The sequence below is a fragment of the Raskinella chloraquaticus (SeqCode) genome (genome assembly GCF_021731865.1).
Taxonomy (GTDB): domain Bacteria; phylum Pseudomonadota; class Alphaproteobacteria; order Rhizobiales; family UBA4765; genus Raskinella; species Raskinella chloraquaticus.
Window position 1 is genome coordinate 47839 of the sequence record NZ_JAKFWN010000032.1, and the last position, 19820, is coordinate 67658.

Consider the following 19820-nt stretch of genomic DNA (forward strand, 5'->3'; position numbering starts at 1 on the left):
ACCTAACGCGATTGCTGGAACGTGTTGCACGCCTCGATTTTGCCGGCCTTCAGGCCCTGCTGGAACCATGAGGCGCGCTGCTGCGCCGAGCCATGGGTGAAGCTCTCCGGCACGACACGGCCGATGGTGCGGCGCTGGATGGTGTCATCACCCACCGCCGAGGCAGCGCGGATGGCCGCCGCAATGTCGTTTTGGTCGAGGAAACCCGGCTTGATGCGATTGACCCGGTTGGCCCATACCCCGGCAAAACAATCAGCCTGCAGTTCGACACGCACCTGCAGGCCATTGGCTGAGGCCTTGTCGAGACCGCGCTGCGCCTGCTGCACCTTGGGCAGAATGCCAAGCAAATTCTGCACATGATGGCCGATCTCATGGCCAATCACATAGGCATTGGCGAATTCGCCCGGCGCCTTGAATTTGGTGGCAAGCTCGTTGAAGAACGCCATGTCGAGATAGACGCGCCGGTCATTGGGGCAATAGAACGGGCCCATGGCCGATTCAGCGTCTCCGCACCCCGAAGCGATCTCATCGCTGAAAAGAGTGAGACGCGGCTTTTCGTAAATTTGGCCGTTTTCACGAAACACCTGCGTCCACGCATCCTCGGTTGTCGCCAGCACCGTCGATACGAAGCGTGACAGCGGGTCATTGGGGTCGGCGTGGCGCGGCGCGCTCTGCTGCGTGGGCGCCTGCCCGCCCCCGCCGATCAGGCCGCTATTGAGCAGGAAGCTCGGGTCGATACCAAAGCCGAAATAAAGGACACCCATCAGCAGCATGCCACCGATGCCGATGCCGCCCGTCGCCCGGCCAAGTCCGCCGCCACCGCCGCCACGGTAATCGTCGACATTGTCGGATTGACGATAATCATCCCATTTCATCGATGGTCTCCCAAAACAGGCTGCAACCTATCCGCTTTCGCCACTCACTGAAAGCCTGGTGATCATCCGCCCTCAAGCGACAGGCGCGCGCCATTGGCAAGAATATCCCGCGCCGCGCCGCTCTGCTCACCCTTCTCGTCAAACAGAACCAGCGCCGGCAGAAGCGATAGCGGTGTGCGCCTCTCCTTGATCGCCTGCACGATCACCCGGATCGCCGGTTTGCCGGCGTGCGAATGCACCGGCAGAACGGTGATCCGCCCGGCAAGTCCACCAAGCGCCGCCAAAGCCTCATCGAGCCGATCAGCGCGCAGGATGAAGGTCAGGCTGCCGCCGGGCTTCACCCGTCGCAGGCCGACAGCGAACCATTTGTCCACGCCAGCCTCTCCCTCAACCAGCGCCTGCGCCCTTTGCTCCAGTCGCGGCAGGCGATGGCGCCTTTTGTCATGGAAGGGCGGGTTTGCCATGATGTGATCGAAGGTCTGGTCGGACAGAAGCCCGCGCCGGCTGATGTCGCCCGCTACAATGCTCAGCCGCGCCTCCCAGCCATTAAGCGCGGCATTATCCTGCGCAAGCTGCGCCATGTCATGATCGATCTCGACGCCGGTTACATGGCAATCACCCACCCGCGCCAGCAGGCAAAGGCTCACAGCGCCAGCGCCGCAGCCAAGATCGAGCACACGCTCGCCGCTCATGGCCGGAATGGATGCGGCAAGCAGCACCGCATCGAGCCCGGCGCGATAACCGTCGACAGCCTGCCTGAGGCGCACGCGCCCGCCCAGCAGATGATCCTTACTGACCTCCATGGCGCAGTTCCGCCCCGAGCCCTGCTTGCGTCAGCAGGCGTCGTGCCGCCGTCTCATCGTCGCGATCAATCATCAGCCGCCGTGGCAGCACGCCCAGCGAACCCTCGACGATGCTTGCATGCTGATCAAACAGAAAATGCCCGATCTCTGCCGCGTCGAGCAGCGCCTGGGCGGCGGATATTAACACTGGGTCATTGCTGCGCAGCAATTCAAGCATGTCGCGGTATCCTTATCGCTTGGCAGGAACACGTAGCCGACGTGGTAAATGGCGCCAGCCTGTTGACTTGTGACGGCGCTGTCACCTCTCTATGCTGAGTTCGATGCGCTTCACAAGCGCCGGAGATCGTCGACTTGAACCTAGCGCTGCCTCTCGAAAAGCAATCACTGACCGGAATGGACCGTCTGGTGGCCCTGGTTGGCGCCGACATGGCGCGCGTCAATGCCATGATCCTGTCACGCACCGGCTCCGACGTGGCGATGATCCCGGAGGTTGCCAAGCACCTGATCAATTCAGGCGGCAAGCGCCTGCGCCCGATGCTGACGCTGGTGGCAGCCCAGATGTTCGGCTATCGCGGCGAGGGGCACATAAAGCTCGCGGCAGCCGTTGAGTTCATGCACACCGCGACACTGCTTCATGACGATGTGGTGGACGAATCCGATCTGCGCCGCGGCAAGGCGACCGCCCGCAAGGTATGGGGCAATCAGGCAAGCGTTCTGGTTGGCGATTTCCTGCTCGGCCAGGCGTTCAAGATGATGGTCGAGGTAGGCTCCCTCGACGCCCTCGATATTCTCTCCTCCGCCGCCACCGTGATCGCCGAGGGCGAAGTCTTGCAGCTTGCCGCTGCCAAGAGCATGACCACGACCGAGGACAAATACCTGACCGTGATCGGCGCCAAGACAGCGGCGCTGTTTTCTGCGGCTGCCGAGGTAGGCCCGACGATTGCCGGCCTTCCCCATATGCGCGCCCCGCTGGCGCAATTTGGTACCGATCTTGGCCTGGCCTTCCAGCTTGTCGATGACGCCCTCGATTATTCCGGCCATGAGGCGATGCTGGGCAAGCGCATCGGCGATGATTTTCGCGAGGGCAAGGTGACGCTACCGGTAATCCTTGCCTTCGCGCGCGGAACGCCGGGCGAGCGTGCCTTCTGGCAGCGCGCCATCGAGGGTGGCGAGGCAGGCGAGGGAGATCTTGAAATTGCCGCCGACCTGATACGCCGCTACCAGGCGATTGAAGAGACCATCGCCCGCGCCCGCTCTTATGCCAGTTCCGCCCGCGCGGCTCTGGCATCCTGTCCGGTCGGCGAGCATCGTCTGGCGCTTGAGGAAGTCATCGACTTCACCGTCGAGCGGGCGTTTTAGTCTCAGCCTGCGATCAACCCGAAATCGGCAACCGGCAAGGTGGCGGCGCGAAAACGCGCCAGCAGGTTGAGGCGGCTGGCGCGGATCGCCGGGTCGGGATCATTGACCAGGATTTTCTCGAAGAAGGCATCGACCGCAGGGCGAAGTGCGGCGAGCGCGGTGGGTGCGCCGGCGTAATTGCCAGCAGTGATTTTGTCGCTGACCGCCTGCCGGGCAACAGCAATAGCAGCGGCGAGAGCCTGTTCTTCCGGTGCGCCGCGCGCTGCGATCAGCGCCTCGTCGACCACGCCGTCGAACGTCGTGCCGTCTTTCTTTTCCTCCGCCTTGAGGATGTTCGCCGCACGCTTGTAGCCGGCTAACAAATTCGTTCCGTCATCGCTCTTGAGAAATGCAGCCAACGCCTCGACACGGCGCACGATGAGGAGGAGATCGTCACTCGCGCCGCCGGCGCCCAGTACCGCATCCACCAGATCGTGTCGTGCGCCGGAATCGCGGAGCTGCACCTTCAGGCGGTCATAAAAGAAGGAGAGGAGGTCTTCGCCGAAGCGCGGCACGGCGTCAGTCAGGCGAAGATGAATACCATTTTCGACCACCAGCCGGATCACGCCAAGTGCCGCGCGGCGCAGCGCGTAAGGGTCTTTCGAACCAGTGGGCTTCTCGTCAATCGCCCAGAAGCCCACCAGCGTGTCGAGCTTGTCGGCAAGGGCCACCGTGATCGCGACAGGGTCGCTCGGCACCCGGTCGCCCGGCCCCAGCGGTTTGTAATGATCCTCGATCGCCGCGCAAACCGACGGGTGCTCGCCCTGCAGCTCGGCATAACGCCGGCCTATCAACCCCTGCAATTCCGGGAATTCCCCCACCATCTCGGATGTGAGATCGGCCTTGGCGAGGCTTGCCGCGCGTGCCGCCAGATCGGGATCGGCCCCCACAAGCGGCGCCAGCTGGCGTGCCAGCGCCACGATACGCTGCACCCGCTCGCCCTGCGTGCCGAGCTTCTGATGGAACACCACATTGAGATGGGCAAGCTTGCCCATGCGCTGATCGAGCGACTTTGCAAGATCAAGTCCGAGCGCCGCCGCCTCTTGCGCATAATCGCCGGCGTCCGGCAGCGCTCCCAAATCCGTCTGCCAGAAATGGCGCGCATCCGACAGGCGCGCCCGCACCACCCGCTCATTACCACCGATGATGGCGGCGCCATGATCGCTCGCCTCGATATTGGCCGTGAGCATAAAGCGGTTGGCGAGTGCTCCGGTGTCCGGCTGGCGCACCACGAAACACTTCTGGTTGGCGCGGATGGTGGCGCGAATGACCTCGCCGGGAATGGTGAGAAAGGCCTCATCGAAGCGCCCCATCAGCACCACCGGCCACTCAACCAGCCCCGCCACTTCCTGCGCCAGCCCCTCATCATCGATGAATTCGAGGTTCTGCGCTGTGCACAGCGTGCGCGCTTCAGCCAGAATGATGGCCTTGCGGCGCTCGGCATCGAGCACGACCTTCGCTTTCAAAAGCTTGTCGACGTAATCCTCATAGCGGCTCACCATGATTGGCTGCGGCGCCATGAAGCGATGGCCATAGGTGATATTGCCGGAAACGATGCCGTCGACATCGAGCGGCACGATCTCGGTTGCCTCCGTCTCCGGCCCGAACGTGCACAGGATCGACGTCAGCGGCCGCACCCAGCGAAGCGACGACGAAGAGACCGAGGCGCTCCCCCAGCGCATTGATTTCGGCCACGGAAAGCTGCGGATCACATTCGGAATCAACTCGCTCAGAATATCGACGGTGGCGCGGCCTGGCCGGTTGATAAGCGCGATATAAACCTCGCCCTTCTTCCCGTCGGACTGGATGGTCGCCTGATCAATCGAGGTAAGGCCGGCGCTTTTCAGGAAGCCTTGTATGGCGGCATCGGGCGCGCCGACGCGCGGCCCCTTTTTTTCCTCACGCTGATCGGGCGAGGATAGCGGCAGGCCGCCCACCACCAGCGCCAGCCGGCGCGGTGTGGCAAACGCCTTGGCGCTGTCATAGGTGAGGCCTGCCGCGACCAGCCCGTCGGTGATACCTTTTCGCAGATCCTCCGCCGCCTTGCCTTGCATGCGGGCGGGAATTTCTTCGCTGAAGAGTTCGAGGAGAAGATCAGGCATCGTTTGACTTCACGAAAAACACGGGGGCCAAAGCCCTAAAGCCCGCCTCGCTGCCTGTCGAGCCTGAGTTTGCGATTGGCTCAGAGAAGCTTGTGCGATCCATCGCAAAGCGGCGCCTTGTAGGTGCCCTTGCAGCCGCAGAAATAGACGGTTTCACTTGTCGCGGCCTCGAATTTGACCGGCATGAAGCCGCTGCCCATGTGCGAGCCATCGCACAGCGGCTGGTTTTTCGAGCGCCCGCACGAGCACCAGAAATAGGCTTTTCCCGCTTCGACATCATAGGGGAAGGGCTCTTTTTGGGCGCAGACCGGTTTGTCCATCTGGTTCTCTCCTGAAGCGGCGCCAACATGGGCGTTGAAGGTGGTGAAGGCAAGTATCAGATTTTCACTGAGTCTCAGTCAGGCGCAGGACTTCGCCAAAACCGATATTGTGACCATCCAGATCGCGCACGGTGAATTCGAGCACGCCGTACTCCGCCTCATAAAGTTCATGATCGAAAGCGGCGCCGCGCGCTTTGATGTCGGCAAACAGGCCTCTCGCATCATTGACCCAGAAATAGGCATCCCACAGACCCGCCCGTCCTTCCCGGATGTGAGGGATGTTGTAGCCGGGTGCCGCCGCACCGATCATCACTCGTGCCGAATCGCGACGGAGAATGGTGAAACTCACCGGATCACCCCAACTGTTGCCAACGCTGAATCCAAAAATGCGTTCCCAGAAAGCCAGTGCGCGGGGTACATCTTGCGACAGAAGGACCGTTGCCTGCCCACTGATTTCAGGCATCTTCACCTGCCACCATCCCTCGTCTGCAGGTATGCCGTCCCGCACGCCTTGGCGAGTTCCCGCACCCGCAGAATATAGCCCTGCCGCTCGGTCACCGAGATGACGCCGCGCGCATCCAGCAGGTTGAATACATGGCTTGCCTTGATGCACTGGTCATAGGCGGGCAGCGCCATCAGATGCTTGTCTCCCGCTTGCCCCGCCGCCAGATAGCTGTGACAGGCGCTCTCGGCCATCTCGAACTGCTTGAACAGCATGCCGGTATCGGCATGCTCGAAATTGTGCCGCGAATATTCCTGCTCGGCCTGCAGGAAGACGTCGCCGTAGCTGATCCGGTCGGCGCCCTCGAGGCCGTTGAAATTGAGATCGTAGACGTTCTCGACGCCTTGCACATACATGGCCAGGCGCTCCAGCCCATAGGTCAGCTCGCCTGCCACCGGCGCGCATTCAAAGCCCGCCACCTGCTGGAAATAGGTGAATTGCGAGACTTCCATGCCATCACACCAGCACTCCCAGCCAAGGCCCCAGGCACCCAGCGTCGGACTTTCCCAGTCATCCTCGACGAATCGCACATCGTGGATTCCCATGTCGATGCCGATCTGCGCCAGCGAGGCGAGATAGAGTTTCTGCAGATCGGGCGGGTTCGGCTTCAAGATCACCTGAAATTGATAATAATGCTGAAGGCGGTTGGGGTTCTCGCCATAGCGCCCGTCCTTGGGACGGCGCGAGGGCTGCACATAGGCCGCGCGCCATGGTTTTGGCCCCAGCGCGCGCAACGTCGTGGCCGGATGAAACGTGCCGGCGCCCACCTCCATGTCATAAGGTTGCAAAATCACGCAGCCCTGCTCCGCCCAGAAGCGTTGCAGGGTGAGGATCAGTCCTTGAAAGGAACGTGCGGGATCGAGCGGGGAGGAAGAATGGGCCATAAACGCCGCATTACAGGCAGACGCGGTTCAGGACAAGCCGTCAGCTGCGCCGGTCCGGTGATGATGACGGGCGATAGATTCCGGTTTCAGGATCGCGGATGAGCGAATCGACAGGAGCGCGCTGGCGCTGTGCCGCTGTGCGCCGAATGACGACGCGCTGGTTCGCCTGACGCAACAGCCGAAAAGCAAGGAATGCGCTCCCAGCGACCGCGGCGGCAAATAGGATGGGCGGCATGCGTCTCTCCCTTGTCAGATGCTTAAGTCTTGCGAGGGCTTGCGGCAAAAGCAAGGCAAAAAATACGCCTTCACAGCCCAAATCGCGCCCACAGGCTGCGCTCGTCGAGGCGTGCGATCACCCGGTCAAGCATCGCTTCAGCCAGTCGCGTGCTGATGTTCGCGGCGATCGCCGGTGAGCGGCGTGAGAAAAAACCGCGCTCCGACGAGATCAGCGCGATCTTGGCCTTGTCGCCGAAGCGCTCCCGCAGCACGGCACGGATATCACCAAGCCCGTCGATGAGCCCAAGCTCCAGGGCCTGTGCGCCCGACCAGAATTCACCTGTGAACAGATCGGTTTCGCTCTCCATCAGCTTGGCGCCGCGCCGCGCGCGCACCAGCGACACGAACACGTCGTGGACCCGCGCCTGCAGGCGTTTCAACCGCTCGACATCGTCTGCGTTAACGGCACTGAACGGATCAAGCATCCCCTTGCGCGAGCCGGCAGTAACGACGCGGCGCTCGATTCCCAGTCGTGAAATGGCTTCGCTAAAGCCAAATCCGGCGGAAATCACGCCAATCGACCCGACCACTGACGACGGGTCGGCATAAATGTCGTCCGCCGCGCAGGCAATCATATAGCCGCCCGAGGCCGCCGCATCCTCGACAAAGCCGATCACCGCCTTGCCATGTTCGACGGCGAGTGCGCGGATGCGCTTGTAGATCATGTGCGATTGTACCGGCGAGCCACCTGGCGAATTGATGATGAGCGCGATGGCTGGCGCCTTTTTATCAGAAAACGCTTTCTCGAGCGCCTCGGCGATGACCGATAGCGACAGATTGTTGCGCGACAGCGGCGAAGCACTCTCGGCCGCAATAACCCCGCTGAGGCGTATAACCGGGATCACGACGCGCGCGGCGCGCAAACGGGCGGGCAGAAGCCAGCGGACCAACCGGTGATCAAGAATATGTGTTATCATGACCCATGGATTAGGTCGCTTTCACGCCACCCGTCAATTGTCGTGACGGTAGTCAGTACTGCGCACTCTTGCCCTTGATACCGCGAGCGGTCATGGTTGCGCCGTATTGATTGCCCAAGCGACGGGCCCTCTTCTTTCCGGAAATTGATCCAATGCCGTCACTGACTGTGTCAGCCCGCTTTTTTCTTGTCACGATCAGCCTGGCGCTGGCACCCGCAGCGATGGCGGAGCGGGCCGCACCCGCGCGCGGCTTTGCCGGCGTCGATGACGGGCGCCAATCCTTGTTGCGAACATTATCCGGCACTTATCTTGCCGCCCGCTCCGCCGCCGCCGCGCAGGACGTCGCGGCTGCTGCCCAATTCTTTGACAGCGCCTATCGTATCGATCCGGCAAATAATGAGCTTCTGGCACGCGCCTTCCTTCTTCGCCTGTCGGCTGGCGATATCGGCCGCGCCAGTGAACTTGCAACGCTCGTGATGGAGCGTGATCCCAGCGATCGTCTGAGCCGGCTGGTGCTGGCGGTGCGCTCCATGCGCAACCAGCGTTACGCATCAGCTCAATCCATCCTGTCATCGGGCGACAAGGGGGGAGATGTCGACATCACCGCCGGTCTGCTCGCCGCCTGGGCAGCCCAGGGAGCTGGCCAGACACAGGAAGCTTTGACCATTCTGACCAAGCTCAAGGGGGCGGAATTTTACGACGTTTTTCGCGACTATCATGGCGGCCTCATCAATGACGTCGCCGCGCGCCGCACTGAAAGCGCCAAAGGGGCGGACGACAAGCGCCGCGACGAAGTCAGCCAGTTGCGTGCCGAAGCCAGCCGGCGCATCGCTGCAGCCTACAGGGCTGATCCCTATGGCCTGCGGCTTATGGAAGCGCAGGCGCGCCTGCTCGCCCGCAATGGAGAGCGCGATCAGGCATTGGTCGTGCTCGACAATTTTCTCAGCCGCGCTCCCGAAAACCCCATCGCCAAAGCCTTGAAGCAGGACATTGCAGCCAAAAAGCCGATTGCGCCGATGATCCGCGATGCCCGGCGCGGCGCTGCCGAGGTTCTGCTCGGGCTTGGCTCGGCGCTTGCCCGCGATGATGGCCAGGATATCGCCGCCATCTATTTCAACCTTGCCACTTACCTGGACGACGACAATGCGCTGGCGCTGCTGTCGCTGGGCGATCTCATGGACCAGATGAAGCGGACCGAGCGGGCAGTCGCACTCTATGAACGCGTGCCCCGCACCTCACCGATGCGCCGCTCGGCCGACCTGCAGCAGGCATTGGCGCTGGATGATCTGGCGCGCACCGATGATGCGTTGCTGAAGCTCGACAGGATCATTGCCGCCAACCCGAACGATGTCGATGCGCTGGTGACGCGCGCCAATATTCTGCGCATCAAGAAACGCTGGGCCGAGGCAATCACCTCCTATGACGCGGCAATCGCCCTCGTCGCTGACCCGAAACCGCGCCATTGGACCTGGTTTTTTTCGCGCGCCACCTGCCTGGAGCGCGACAAGAAATGGGACCTCGCCGAACGCGATCTGAAGAAGGCGCTGGAGCTTCAGCCCGAACGCCCCGAGGTGCTCAATTATCTGGGTTATTCGTGGGTTGATCGCCATCTGAACCTCACCGAAGCCCTGGCCATGCTGCATCGCGCCGTCGAGTTGCGGCCGGAGGATGGGGCTATCCTCGATTCGGTGGGCTGGGCCTATTATCGCCTGGGCAATTACAATGAAGCGTTGATATGGCTGGAAAAAGCCATCGAGAGAATGCCCGGCGATCCGGTGATCAATGATCATCTGGGTGATGTCTATTTCAAGCTTGGGCGTGTCCTTGAGGCCCGCTTTCAATGGAGCCATGCCCGCGATCTGAAACCGGAAGAGGCCGATCTGGCGGTGATCGTGGAAAAACTGCGCACAGGTGAATTGCCAGCCGCCGAGGCACGGCCCGCAACGGGTGCTGCCACCCCGACCGGTCAGGGCGGTTGATTGCCGCCTGGTGATGGTAGCATGACGGGATGCCTGCCCGGCACCCTTCGTCGGATAGACAAAACACCACGTTTCGGCCAGAAGGTCGCGCGCATGCGGCGCCCTGGAGGCTGTGGCAAAAGAGTGTGAGCGACTTTTTGCAATCATCAGGCGACAAAAGAGATAGACAAAGCGCGTTTCGCTTTGAACACCTCAAGACGAAACGCGCTCACGGGTGACAAGAGGACAGGTCTGATCATGACGAAGTGGGTTTATTCGTTCGGCGAGGGAAAAGCTGAAGGACGCTCCGATCTGCGTAATCTTCTCGGTGGCAAAGGGGCCAATCTTGCCGAAATGGCCAATCTCGGCCTGCCGGTGCCGCCGGGTTTCACCATCACCACCGAAGCCTGCACCTATTTCTACGATCACGACAGCAGCTACCCGCCGCAATTGCGCGATGAGGTGGCCAAGGCGCTGGCCGCCATCGGCACACAGGTCGGCAAGGGTTTTGGCGACGCTGAAAACCCGCTGCTGGTATCGGTCCGCTCCGGCGCGCGCGCCTCCATGCCCGGCATGATGGACACCGTTCTCAACCTTGGTCTCAATGATGCCACCGTTGCCGGCCTGGCTCGCAAGACCGGCAATCAGCGCTTTGCCTATGACAGCTATCGCCGCTTCATCACCATGTATTCTGACGTGGTGCTGGGGATTGAGCATGCCCATTTCGAGGAGAAGCTTGAGGACTACAAGGAGCGCCATGGCCACGTCCTTGATACCGATCTCGGCGCCGCCGACTGGGAAAAGCTGATCGTCGATTACAAGGCGCTCGTGGAAAAGCATCTCGGCCGCCCCTTCCCGCAAGACCCGTTAGCGCAATTGTGGGGTGCCATCGGTGCCGTCTTCGCATCATGGATGAACCAGCGCGCCATCACCTATCGCCGTCTGCACCAGATTCCGCAGGAATGGGGAACAGCGGTCAACATCCAGGCGATGGTGTTTGGCAATATGGGTGAAACCTCGGCAACCGGTGTCGCCTTCACCCGCAACCCGTCAACGGGGGTTAACGAGATATACGGCGAATTCCTTGTCAACGCCCAGGGCGAAGACGTGGTGGCCGGCATCCGCACCCCGCAGGATATTTCCGAAAAGGCCCGCCTTGCCGCCGGCTCCGATCGCCCGTCGCTCGAAAGGCTGATGCCCAAAGCCTACGGCGAATTCCTTGCCATCTGCGGCCGGCTGGAGAGCCATTACCGCGACATGCAGGACATCGAGTTCACCATCGAGGAAAGCCGGCTGTGGATGCTGCAGACGCGCAGCGGCAAACGTACCGCCAAGGCAGCGCTCAAGATCGCGGTCGACCTTGCCGAGGCCGGTGTCATCTCGCCTTCCGAAGCCGTGCTGCGTATCGACCCCTCGTCGCTTGACCAGTTGCTCCATCCAACGATTGATCCCAAGGCCAGGCGCGACGTCATCGCCAGCGGACTTCCGGCCTCGCCCGGTGCTGCGACAGGAGAAATCGTCTTCACTCCCGATGAGGCGGAAGCGCTGAAAGCGCAAGGCCGCGCCGTCATCCTGGTGCGTGTCGAAACCTCGCCCGAGGATATTCACGGCATGCACGCTGCCGAAGGCATTCTCACCACGCGCGGTGGCATGACCTCGCACGCCGCCGTGGTGGCGCGCGGCATGGGCAAGCCCTGCGTTTCAGGCGCCGGCGGCATTCGGGTCGATTACGCCGCCGAGACGTTGACCTCCGGCAAGGTGGTGCTGAAGAAGGGCGAATTCATCACCATCGACGGCTCGAAGGGCGAGGTGCTGCGCGGGCGCGTGGATATGCTGCAGCCGGAACTCTCTGGTGATTTCGCCCGTATCATGGAATGGGCGGATGGCTCGCGGCGTCTGGGCGTGCGCGCCAATGCCGATACACCGGCTGATGCCCGCACCGCCCGCCAGTTCGGTGCCGAGGGTATCGGCCTTTGCCGCACCGAGCATATGTTCTTTGATGAGGAGCGCATCCGCGCCGTGCGCGAGATGATCCTGTCGGAAGATGAAGAAGGTCGGCGCGCGGCGCTCGCAAAATTGCTGCCGGTCCAGCGCCAGGATTTTGTCGATCTCTTCGAGATCATGGCAGGCCTTCCTGTCACCATCCGCCTTCTGGATCCGCCGCTGCATGAATTCCTGCCGCACAGCGATGAGGAAATCGCCGAAGTCGCCGCCGCCATGGGGGCAACGCCCGAGCGCCTGAAGCGCCGCGCTGCCGAACTGCACGAATTCAACCCCATGTTGGGTTTCCGCGGTTGCCGGCTGGCGATTGCCTTCCCCGAGATCGCCGAAATGCAGGCGCGCGCCATCTTCGAGGCAGCCGTCATCGCCGCCCGCAAAACCGGCACGCCGGTGGTGCCGGAAATCATGGTGCCGCTCATCGCCACCCGTGCCGAATTCGATCTGGTGCACGCCTCGATCAAGAAGATGGCGGACGCCGTCATCGCCGAAAGCAAGGTTGGAATCGACTATCAGGTCGGCACCATGATCGAGCTGCCGCGCGCCGCGCTCCGCGCCGCCGACATTGCCGCCAGTGCCGAGTTCTTCTCCTTTGGCACTAATGATCTCACCCAGACCGTCTACGGCATTTCACGCGATGACGCGGCCTCCTTTCTTGGCACGTACACGCAGAAGGGTATCCTCAAAATTGATCCGTTCGTGTCGCTTGATCAGGAGGGTGTCGGCGAACTCGTCGAGATCGCCTGCGAGCGCGGGCGCAGGACGCGGCCGGATATCAAGCTTGGCATTTGCGGCGAGCATGGCGGCGATCCGGCATCCGTCGGCTTCTGTCATGAGATCGGCCTTGATTACGTGTCATGCTCGCCCTTCCGCGTGCCGATTGCCCGCTTGTCGGCAGCGCAGGCAGCGCTCGGCAAGGTCGCCGGCAAGGAGGGCTGAGGCGCATGCGGTTCACTCGCGAGCACATCTATTTCTGCCTGATGCTGGCGGCCGGCATTGCCTGTGGCGTGATTGCTGTTCGCGCCCCCGACCTCGCGCGCGGATCCTTCCCGCCTCTGGTGTGGATACTGGCTGTCTCGTTGATGCTTGATCTGGTGATGATGCGTCTGCCGGGCAACAAGGGATTGCAAACGATCACCATGCCCTGGCGGGTCGCGGGCTTCATCGGCGCTGCCTTGCTCTATCTTGCCGTCGCGCAACTCGCCCCGTCATTGCCATGAATTTACCCGGCAATCGCGCGCATTAAACCCTTTTAAAGCATGTTCACACTATCATGGTTGCCAGATCCTTGCTGGTTATCGGCAGGCCGCGCGTGGCGGATGCCGGTGAGCAGCTTGACGGTTCGGGTTGTCGCGTTGGCGTGGTCGGGTGATGTCGCGTTTTGTCGGGTGGAAAGCGTGGAGACTGTGCGGGGGCGCCCTGGCGCTGATGACCGCTCTCCTCTGCGTGCCGCTGACAAAGAGCGATGCCAGCGCACCCTTGGTAGACTTCCTTGTCAGTCTGCGAGCCCGCCTGGCGGTCACGCCGCCGCCTGCCTGGACACTCGACCAAGCTCTGATCGTGCCCCCCGATGTCGCACCGCGCCTTGCGCGGGAACAGGACGGTGGCGGTATGCTTGTGCTTGTCAGGGTCAATCGCGCCGCCAAGGGCAATCTGGCAATGAGCGTTGCGCAGAAGACGCCCCCGCCTGATACGCCGCCCCGGGAACTTGCAGAGGTTGGCCCCGCACCGATGCTTTTTGCCGATGATGGCGCCGCGGCGTTGAAGCGCGGCTTCCTGCGCAAATTACCGGTGATGACCGCTCGTCTTGATCCACAGGCACCTTCGGCTCCTGTCCGTGCCCCGCGATCCGAACCCGCGCGCCTGGCTGATCTCTCCATCGTCTCCGCCAAAGACCTTGAACGGGCTCATGCCTGCCTCACCCAGGCGATCTACTACGAGAGCCGTGGCGAGCCGGTGCGTGGCCAGCAGGCCGTGGCACAAGTCGTTCTTAATCGCGTGAAAAGCGGCGTCTACCCGACCAGCATCTGTGGCGTCATTTTCCAAAATCAGCATTGGCGCAACCGGTGCCAGTTCTCGTTTGCCTGCGATGGCACGAAGAAGCGCGTGCATGATCAGGAAGCCTGGGAAACGGCGACGCGCATCGCCGATGACGCCATCGCCGGACGCTATTTTCTGCAGGAAATCGGCGATTCCACCCATTATCACGCCGCCTATGTGGCGCCGCGTTGGCGCCGCTCGCTCCAGCGCATGAAGAAAATCGGCGAGCACATTTTCTACGCTATCCCCGGAGTGGCGATCAACGACGAGTGAATCGCCGCTCACAGCGCGATATCAAGGCCCACATCGAAATTGGGCGCTGAGTGGGTGAGCGCCCCCGACGAGATGAGATCAACCCCTGTTTCGGCAATCGCTGCGACCGTGTGAAGGGTCACATTGCCTGACGCCTCGAGCACCGCACGCCCGTTCGTCAACCGCACCGCCTCGCGCATGTCCGACAGCGACATGTTATCAAGCAGGATGGCGGTCACCCCCTCATCCAGCGCCTCGACCAGTTGATCGAGCCGGTCGACTTCGATCTCGATTGCCACAAGATGGCCGGCGAACGCCTTGGCGCGCCGCAGCGCCGGGCGGATGCCGCCGGCAACAGCGATATGATTGTCCTTGATGAGAATGGCATCATCGAGACCGAAGCGGTGATTGCGCCCGCCGCCGCAGCGCACCGCGTATTTCTCCACCACGCGTAAGCCCGGCGTCGTCTTGCGGGTGCAGACGATGGCTGCCCGGGTATGGGCGATAGCCTGCGCGTAAGCTCTCGTCAGCGTGGCGATGCCGGACATGCGACCGAGGAAATTGAGAGCGGTCCGCTCGGCGGTGAGGAGCGTGCGCGCCTCGCCGCTGATGTGCGCAATCTCGTCCCCCGGCGCCAGCGCATCGCCATCTTTTAGGTGACAGGTGACGGACAGCCCAGGACCCGCAAGGTGGAAGGCGGCGGTGGCGAGCGGGCTGCCCGCCAGAATTCCTTTGTTGCGCGCAATGAGGCGTGCGTCCGTGGTGGTTCCCGGCGCGATCGTTGCCTGCGAGGTGATGTCGCCCGCCCGCCCGAGATCCTCGAGCAAGGCGGCCTCCACCAGCCGCGCAACGATCAGCGATGGCAATTCCGGCATGAACATCTTGCTCACGCCGCCCCCTGCCGGGCGCTGGCGCGAACCGCTATTGCCTGCGCTTCGGCAAGCGTCAGATAGGTGCGCCGCTGCCAGTGCGGGTCTGTTTCGGGGAAATCACTGCGGTAATGCCCGCCACGACTTTCCTCGCGGATATAGGCTGCCGCGGTGATCAGCTTGGCGGTTGTCAGCATGTTGAGGAGGGGCAGGCTTCGCGTCATGCTCTTGAGGGTGAGGATTTCCCCAAGGGCTTCGCTCAGGCCGGCGCGATGGCGGATGACGCCCACCTTGTTGGTCATGGTGTGGCGCAAACGCTCGATGATCTCGCCATCATTGCCGGTTGAGACCATCTCGACGCCGATGCGCTCGGGCCAGCGGAGCAGGCGCGGCACCTGATGGATCTGGCTGACATCCTCGGCAATCCGGCAGGCAAAAACCACCGATTCGAGCAGCGAATTCGAGGCCAGACGATTGGCGCCGTGCGCGCCGGTCGATGCCACCTCGCCGCACGCCCACAATCCGTCGATGGTGGTGCGCCCATTGGCATCCACCAATACGCCGCCCATGTGATAATGGGCAGCCGGCGCCACCGGGATCGGTTGGGTCGCCGGATCAAGACCGACGCTGGCGCAGGCCGCCGCCACGGTTGGAAAACGTTCAGCAAATTTGCTGCCAATTGCTTTGGTTGCATCGAGAAACGCGCCCCGTCCGCCAGCGTTTTCAGCAAAAACCCCACGCGCGACGATATCGCGTGGCGCCAGCTCGCCATCGGCATGCAGCTTCAGCATGAAGCGCTCGCCGGCGCGGTTGATCAGTAACGCCCCTTCGCCGCGCAGGGCTTCGGTCGCCAGCGGCGCGGGGTCGCGCCCGATATCAATGGCGGTAGGATGAAACTGCACGAATTCGGGGTCAGCAATCATCGCGCCGGCGCGCGCGGCCATGGCGACACCCTGGCCTACCGCCTCGTTGGGGTTGGTTGTTACCGCATAAAGATGGCCAACGCCGCCGGTTGCCAGCACGACAGCGCCGGCTGGAACGGAAATCGGGTTGGCCGCGCCGCCAAACAAGGGGCGGGCGGTGATGCCCTTCACCTGGCGGCCCTCGGTGATCAGGGTTTCGGCAACGAAGCCTTCCAGCACGCGGATGGACGGCGTCTTGCGAACGGCAACCACCAGTGCGTTCATGATCGCGCGCCCCGCCGTGTCGCCCTTGACGCGGACGATGCGGCGCGTTGAATGCGCCGCTTCTTTCGATAGTGACAGCTTGCCTTCAAGGTCGCGGTCGAAGGGAACACCATAGCCGAGCAGATCGTGAATGCGGGCAGGCGCCTCGCGCGCCATCAACAGCGCCATGCGTTCATCGACGATACCCGCGCCCGCCGCGACCGTATCGGCGACATGCGCTTCAGCTGTATCGCCCTCCGAGATGGCGGCAGCGATTCCCCCTTGCGCCCACGCCGATGAAGCGCCATCGCCAAGCGGCGCGGCCGCCAGCACCGTCACCGGACGAGGGCTGAGTTTCAGCGCACAGAACAGCCCGGCAAGCCCGCCACCGACGATGACAATATCATCGGCGCCCGAAAAACTCTGGGTGGGGAACAGATCACTGCCGGCGGCCGGAAGAGGAGAGGTCATTGGAAATCCTTGCAGCCGACAAGTGTGACCTGCCGGCGAGCCGGCAGCAAGCCAACTCCCTTAAGGTCAGCGAACCGCGATCATGCGCTCGATGGGCAGCCGCGCGCGCTCGATGATGGAGGGGTCAACCAGCACCTCGCCGCTCATGTCGAGCAGGCAATCGAGAATTTTCGGCAACGTGATGCGCTTCATGTGCGGGCAAAGATTGCACGGCTTGATGAAGTCGACGCCCGGTGCCTCGGCAGCCACATTGCTTGCCATCGAGCACTCGGTGACCAGCAGAACCCGCCCATGGCCGGCCTTCTTCACCCATTCGATCATATGGGCGGTGGAGCCGGTGAAATCGGCTTCCGCAATGACGTCCGGGGGGCATTCCGGATGGGCAATGATGCGCACATCCGGATCGGCGGCCCGGTAAGCCCTGAGTTCCTCGCCCGTGAAGCGCTCATGCACCTCGCAGGCACCATGCCAGGCAATGATCTCGACACTGGTCTGCGAGGCCACCCATTTCGCGAGATATTTGTCGGGCAGGAAAAGAACGCGCGGCACACCCAGGCTCTCGACGATCTTCACTGCGTTCGACGAGGTGCAGCAGATATCGCTTTCAGCCTTCACATCGGCGCTGGTGTTCACATAGGTGACGACCGGCACGCCCGGATAGGCACGCTTCAGCAACCGCACATCCTCGCCCGTGATGGAGGATGCCAGCGAACACCCCGCCTTCATGTCGGGAATCAGCACAGTCTTCGCGGGGCTGAGGATCTTCGAGGTCTCGGCCATGAAATGAACGCCGCACTGGACGATGACGTCCGCATCGACGCGCGTCGCCTCGCGGGCGAGCTGGAGGCTGTCGCCGACGATATCCGCTACCCCGTGAAAGATTTCCGGCGTCTGGTAGTTATGCGCCAGAATGACGGCGTTGCGCTCCTTTTTCAGGTGATTGATTGCCTCCACATAGGGCGCGAAAACCGGCCATTCGACGGCAGGCACGACGCGCGCCATGCGCCCATAGATATGGGCGGTCCGGTCCGCCATGGCGGGAGTGAATGTGAGGTCCGGGCGCGGCAGTCTGGCAAAAGGGCTGACGCCGCCAACCGGCATTGCCGGGTGCGCGAGCGGGGTGCCAAACTGGAAATTCTGGGTCATCGACATCACCGTACTCCCGTATAAAATTCCTTGATTCCATATAATGCTCAACATGAGCATTATATGGTCGTTTAAAAAGCACAAGTGGGCAAACGAGGCTTGCGCTGCTTATGCTGATTGAGAGCATAATTAACCGAATATCGAACCGGACGCAAGGGGCATCGGCATTTCTCATAGCCGTCATGCGTTGGCAGGGCGGTCACAGGACGAGCAATCGTGATACGAGCGATCAACGAGACATTTCGGCGCCTGGCGCCAGCGGGGAGCGATAAGTCAATGACCAAGCCTGTTTCGTCGAGTGCCAGCTCTCCCGCGCCTTTGCGCTCGCCGCTGCTGATCTTGCTGTGCGGCTGCCTGATCGCCATGGCAACCTTTGGTCCACGCTCGACGATGGGGCTTTTCACCACGCCTATCACATCCGAGCGCGGCTTCTCGCTGGAGCTGTTCTCCTTTGCCATGGCGATCCAGAATCTGCTGTGGGGGCTTGGCCAGCCATTCGCCGGTGCCGTTGCTGACCGGTTCGGTTCGACACGCGTGCTGGCGGTGGGGCTGATCGTCTATGCTGCCGGGCTCGCGATCATGGCCTATGCCAGTGACCCCTGGAGCTTCAACCTGTCGGCCGGCGTCCTCATCGGTTTTGGCCTCTCGGGCTGCTCGTTCAACCTCGTCCTTGCCGCCTTCGGCAAGCTGATGCCAGAGCGCTGGCGTGGTACGGCGATCGGTGCGGGCTCGGCTGCCGGCTCATTCGGGCAGTTTGTCTTTGCGCCGGCCTCCTCGCTCCTCATTCGCTCGGTTGGCTGGTCAAATACGCTGCTGATCTTTGCCGGCCTGATGATCCTTGCCGTGCCGCTGACGCTGGCGTTGTGGACGCCGAGGCTGGCAACGTCACCAACGCCGGGTTCGACAAATCCGCCAGCCGGCGTCGGTGCCTTGTCGCAGCAGACCCTGCGCCAGGCGCTGGCCGAAGCCTTTGGCCACCGCTCCTACGTCCTTCTGGTCATGGGCTTCTTCGTCTGCGGTTTCCATCTCGCCTTCGTCACCATCCACCTGCCGAAATTCCTGATCGAGCAGGGGCTGACGCCTGAAGTCGGCGGCTGGACGCTGGCCCTCATCGGCCTGTTCAACATCGTCGGCTCGCTTGGCTCTGGCATGCTCGGCAATCGTATCCCCAAGCGGTGGCTTCTGTCGGGAATATATCTCGGCCGGGCGATTGCGATTGCCCTCTTTGTCTCTTTCCCCATCACCAACACATCGGCCCTGATGTTTGGTGCCGCTCTCGGCCTTCTTTGGCTCTCCACCATCCCGCCGACATCAGGCCTCATTGCCATCATGTTCGGCACGCGATGGCTTGCCATGCTCTACGGTTTTGCCTTTTTCTCGCATCAGGTGGGCTCGTTCGTCGGCCTGGTGATTGCGGCGTGGACGCGCGAGGTTTACGGCAGCTACGACATCATCTGGTGGCTGGGCGTGCTGCTGGGACTTTTGGCGGCCATCGTCAACATGCCGATCCGCGAAACGCCGGTGGACCGTGCGGCGACGGTGCCGGCCGAATAAGCTGCTTCAAACCGCGCGCGGCCTTGCCAGCACCTGCCGGCTGCTGGCAAGGAAAGAGATGTAAAAGCCACAGACCCGCCAGCCGGAGGATCACCCATGTCGTTTCGCGCCATTGTCATCACCAAGACTGACGCCGGACAGTCCGTTGCACTGACGAACATTGATGACAAGGATCTGATGGAGGGCGACGTCACGGTGCGGGTGACAGCCTCCAGCGTCAATTACAAGGATGGTCTGGCGATCACCGGCAAGGCGCCGGTCGTCCGCCGTTTTCCGATGATCCCGGGCA

The 19820-nt window shown here is 62.3% G+C and carries 18 protein-coding genes and 1 pseudogene; 7 read left to right on the plus strand and 12 right to left on the minus strand.

Annotated features, from left to right (window positions below; genetic code table 11):
- Positions 1-2 precede the first annotated feature (2 nt).
- The 3 genes from ACINK1_RS11615 to ACINK1_RS11625 all read right to left on the minus strand — a co-directional run bounded on the left by ACINK1_RS11615 (position 3) and on the right by ACINK1_RS11625 (position 1895).
- The gene (locus tag ACINK1_RS11615) at positions 3-875 is read right to left on the minus strand and encodes a neutral zinc metallopeptidase (RefSeq protein WP_376801946.1); all 873 of its coding nucleotides are present in this window, start codon (positions 873-875) and stop codon (positions 3-5) included.
- 62 nt (positions 876-937) lie between these two features.
- Positions 938-1678 carry a tRNA1(Val) (adenine(37)-N6)-methyltransferase gene (locus ACINK1_RS11620; RefSeq protein ID WP_376801947.1) on the minus strand — a complete coding sequence of 247 codons (741 nt, stop codon included), beginning with the start codon at positions 1676-1678 and terminating at the stop codon, positions 938-940.
- Entirely contained in the window at positions 1665-1895 is a 231-nt protein-coding gene (locus ACINK1_RS11625) for a DUF2007 domain-containing protein (RefSeq protein WP_376801948.1), read from the minus strand. The genes ACINK1_RS11620 and ACINK1_RS11625 overlap by 14 nt, the downstream gene beginning before the upstream one ends.
- 176 nt (positions 1896-2071) lie before the next feature.
- Between ACINK1_RS11625 and ACINK1_RS11630 the strand changes: the two genes are divergently transcribed.
- Complete coding sequence (locus ACINK1_RS11630) at positions 2072-3037, plus strand: polyprenyl synthetase family protein (RefSeq protein ID WP_376802066.1); 966 nt, start codon at positions 2072-2074, stop codon at positions 3035-3037.
- Between the two features lie 2 nt (positions 3038-3039).
- On the opposite strand, the gene glyS is transcribed toward ACINK1_RS11630, so the two are convergent.
- The 6 genes from glyS to ACINK1_RS11660 all read right to left on the minus strand — a co-directional run bounded on the left by glyS (position 3040) and on the right by ACINK1_RS11660 (position 8077).
- Positions 3040-5178 (minus strand): glycine--tRNA ligase subunit beta, encoded by a 2139-nt coding sequence (gene glyS, locus ACINK1_RS11635; RefSeq protein ID WP_376801949.1) that lies wholly within the window; start codon positions 5176-5178, stop codon positions 3040-3042.
- An 80-nt stretch (positions 5179-5258) separates the two neighbouring features.
- On the minus strand, positions 5259-5498 hold the full coding sequence (locus ACINK1_RS11640; protein ID WP_376801950.1) for a CDGSH iron-sulfur domain-containing protein: 240 nt from the start codon (positions 5496-5498) through the stop codon (positions 5259-5261).
- A 64-nt stretch (positions 5499-5562) separates the two neighbouring features.
- The gene (locus ACINK1_RS11645; protein ID WP_376801951.1) at positions 5563-5961 is read right to left on the minus strand and encodes a glyoxalase/bleomycin resistance/extradiol dioxygenase family protein; all 399 of its coding nucleotides are present in this window, start codon (positions 5959-5961) and stop codon (positions 5563-5565) included.
- A 2-nt stretch (positions 5962-5963) separates the two neighbouring features.
- Complete coding sequence (locus ACINK1_RS11650) at positions 5964-6884, minus strand: glycine--tRNA ligase subunit alpha (RefSeq protein ID WP_376801952.1); 921 nt, start codon at positions 6882-6884, stop codon at positions 5964-5966.
- Positions 6885-6924: 40 nt separating this feature from the next.
- Positions 6925-7119, minus strand: a complete 195-nt coding sequence (locus ACINK1_RS11655; protein ID WP_395760135.1) for a hypothetical protein — start codon at positions 7117-7119, stop codon at positions 6925-6927.
- A 70-nt stretch (positions 7120-7189) separates the two neighbouring features.
- Entirely contained in the window at positions 7190-8077 is an 888-nt protein-coding gene (locus tag ACINK1_RS11660; protein ID WP_376801953.1) for a S49 family peptidase, read from the minus strand.
- 152 nt (positions 8078-8229) lie between these two features.
- On the opposite strand from ACINK1_RS11660, the gene ACINK1_RS11665 reads away from it, so the two are divergent.
- From ACINK1_RS11665 to ACINK1_RS11680, 4 genes are all read left to right on the plus strand, one after another.
- Positions 8230-10056: a tetratricopeptide repeat protein gene (locus tag ACINK1_RS11665; protein ID WP_376801954.1), complete on the plus strand. Its 1827-nt coding sequence runs from the start codon at positions 8230-8232 to the stop codon at positions 10054-10056.
- Between the two features lie 237 nt (positions 10057-10293).
- Positions 10294-12972 carry a pyruvate, phosphate dikinase gene (gene ppdK, locus ACINK1_RS11670; RefSeq protein ID WP_376801955.1) on the plus strand — a complete coding sequence of 893 codons (2679 nt, stop codon included), beginning with the start codon at positions 10294-10296 and terminating at the stop codon, positions 12970-12972.
- Between the two features lie 5 nt (positions 12973-12977).
- Positions 12978-13253 (plus strand): hypothetical protein, encoded by a 276-nt coding sequence (locus tag ACINK1_RS11675; protein WP_376801956.1) that lies wholly within the window; start codon positions 12978-12980, stop codon positions 13251-13253.
- Between the two features lie 151 nt (positions 13254-13404).
- Complete coding sequence (locus ACINK1_RS11680) at positions 13405-14346, plus strand: cell wall hydrolase (protein WP_376801957.1); 942 nt, start codon at positions 13405-13407, stop codon at positions 14344-14346.
- Between the two features lie 8 nt (positions 14347-14354).
- Here the strand turns inward: ACINK1_RS11680 and nadC are convergent, their stop codons facing one another.
- From nadC to nadA, 3 genes are all read right to left on the minus strand, one after another.
- Positions 14355-15206, minus strand: coding sequence for a carboxylating nicotinate-nucleotide diphosphorylase (gene nadC, locus ACINK1_RS11685; protein ID WP_376802067.1), 852 nt, complete (start codon positions 15204-15206; stop codon positions 14355-14357).
- Positions 15207-15211: 5 nt separating this feature from the next.
- Positions 15212-16831: an L-aspartate oxidase gene (locus ACINK1_RS11690; protein ID WP_376801958.1), complete on the minus strand. Its 1620-nt coding sequence runs from the start codon at positions 16829-16831 to the stop codon at positions 15212-15214.
- A gap of 66 nt (positions 16832-16897) precedes the next feature.
- The gene (nadA, locus tag ACINK1_RS11695) at positions 16898-17932 is read right to left on the minus strand and encodes a quinolinate synthase NadA (protein ID WP_376802068.1); all 1035 of its coding nucleotides are present in this window, start codon (positions 17930-17932) and stop codon (positions 16898-16900) included.
- A gap of 321 nt (positions 17933-18253) precedes the next feature.
- Here nadA and ACINK1_RS11700 point away from each other — a divergent pair, with 321 nt between their 5' ends.
- Together ACINK1_RS11700 and ACINK1_RS11705 are read left to right on the plus strand one after the other, a co-directional pair.
- Entirely contained in the window at positions 18254-19531 is a 1278-nt protein-coding gene (locus ACINK1_RS11700) for an MFS transporter (protein ID WP_376801959.1), read from the plus strand.
- Between the two features lie 96 nt (positions 19532-19627).
- Positions 19628-19820, plus strand: a pseudogene (locus ACINK1_RS11705) (oxidoreductase); the annotation flags it as partial.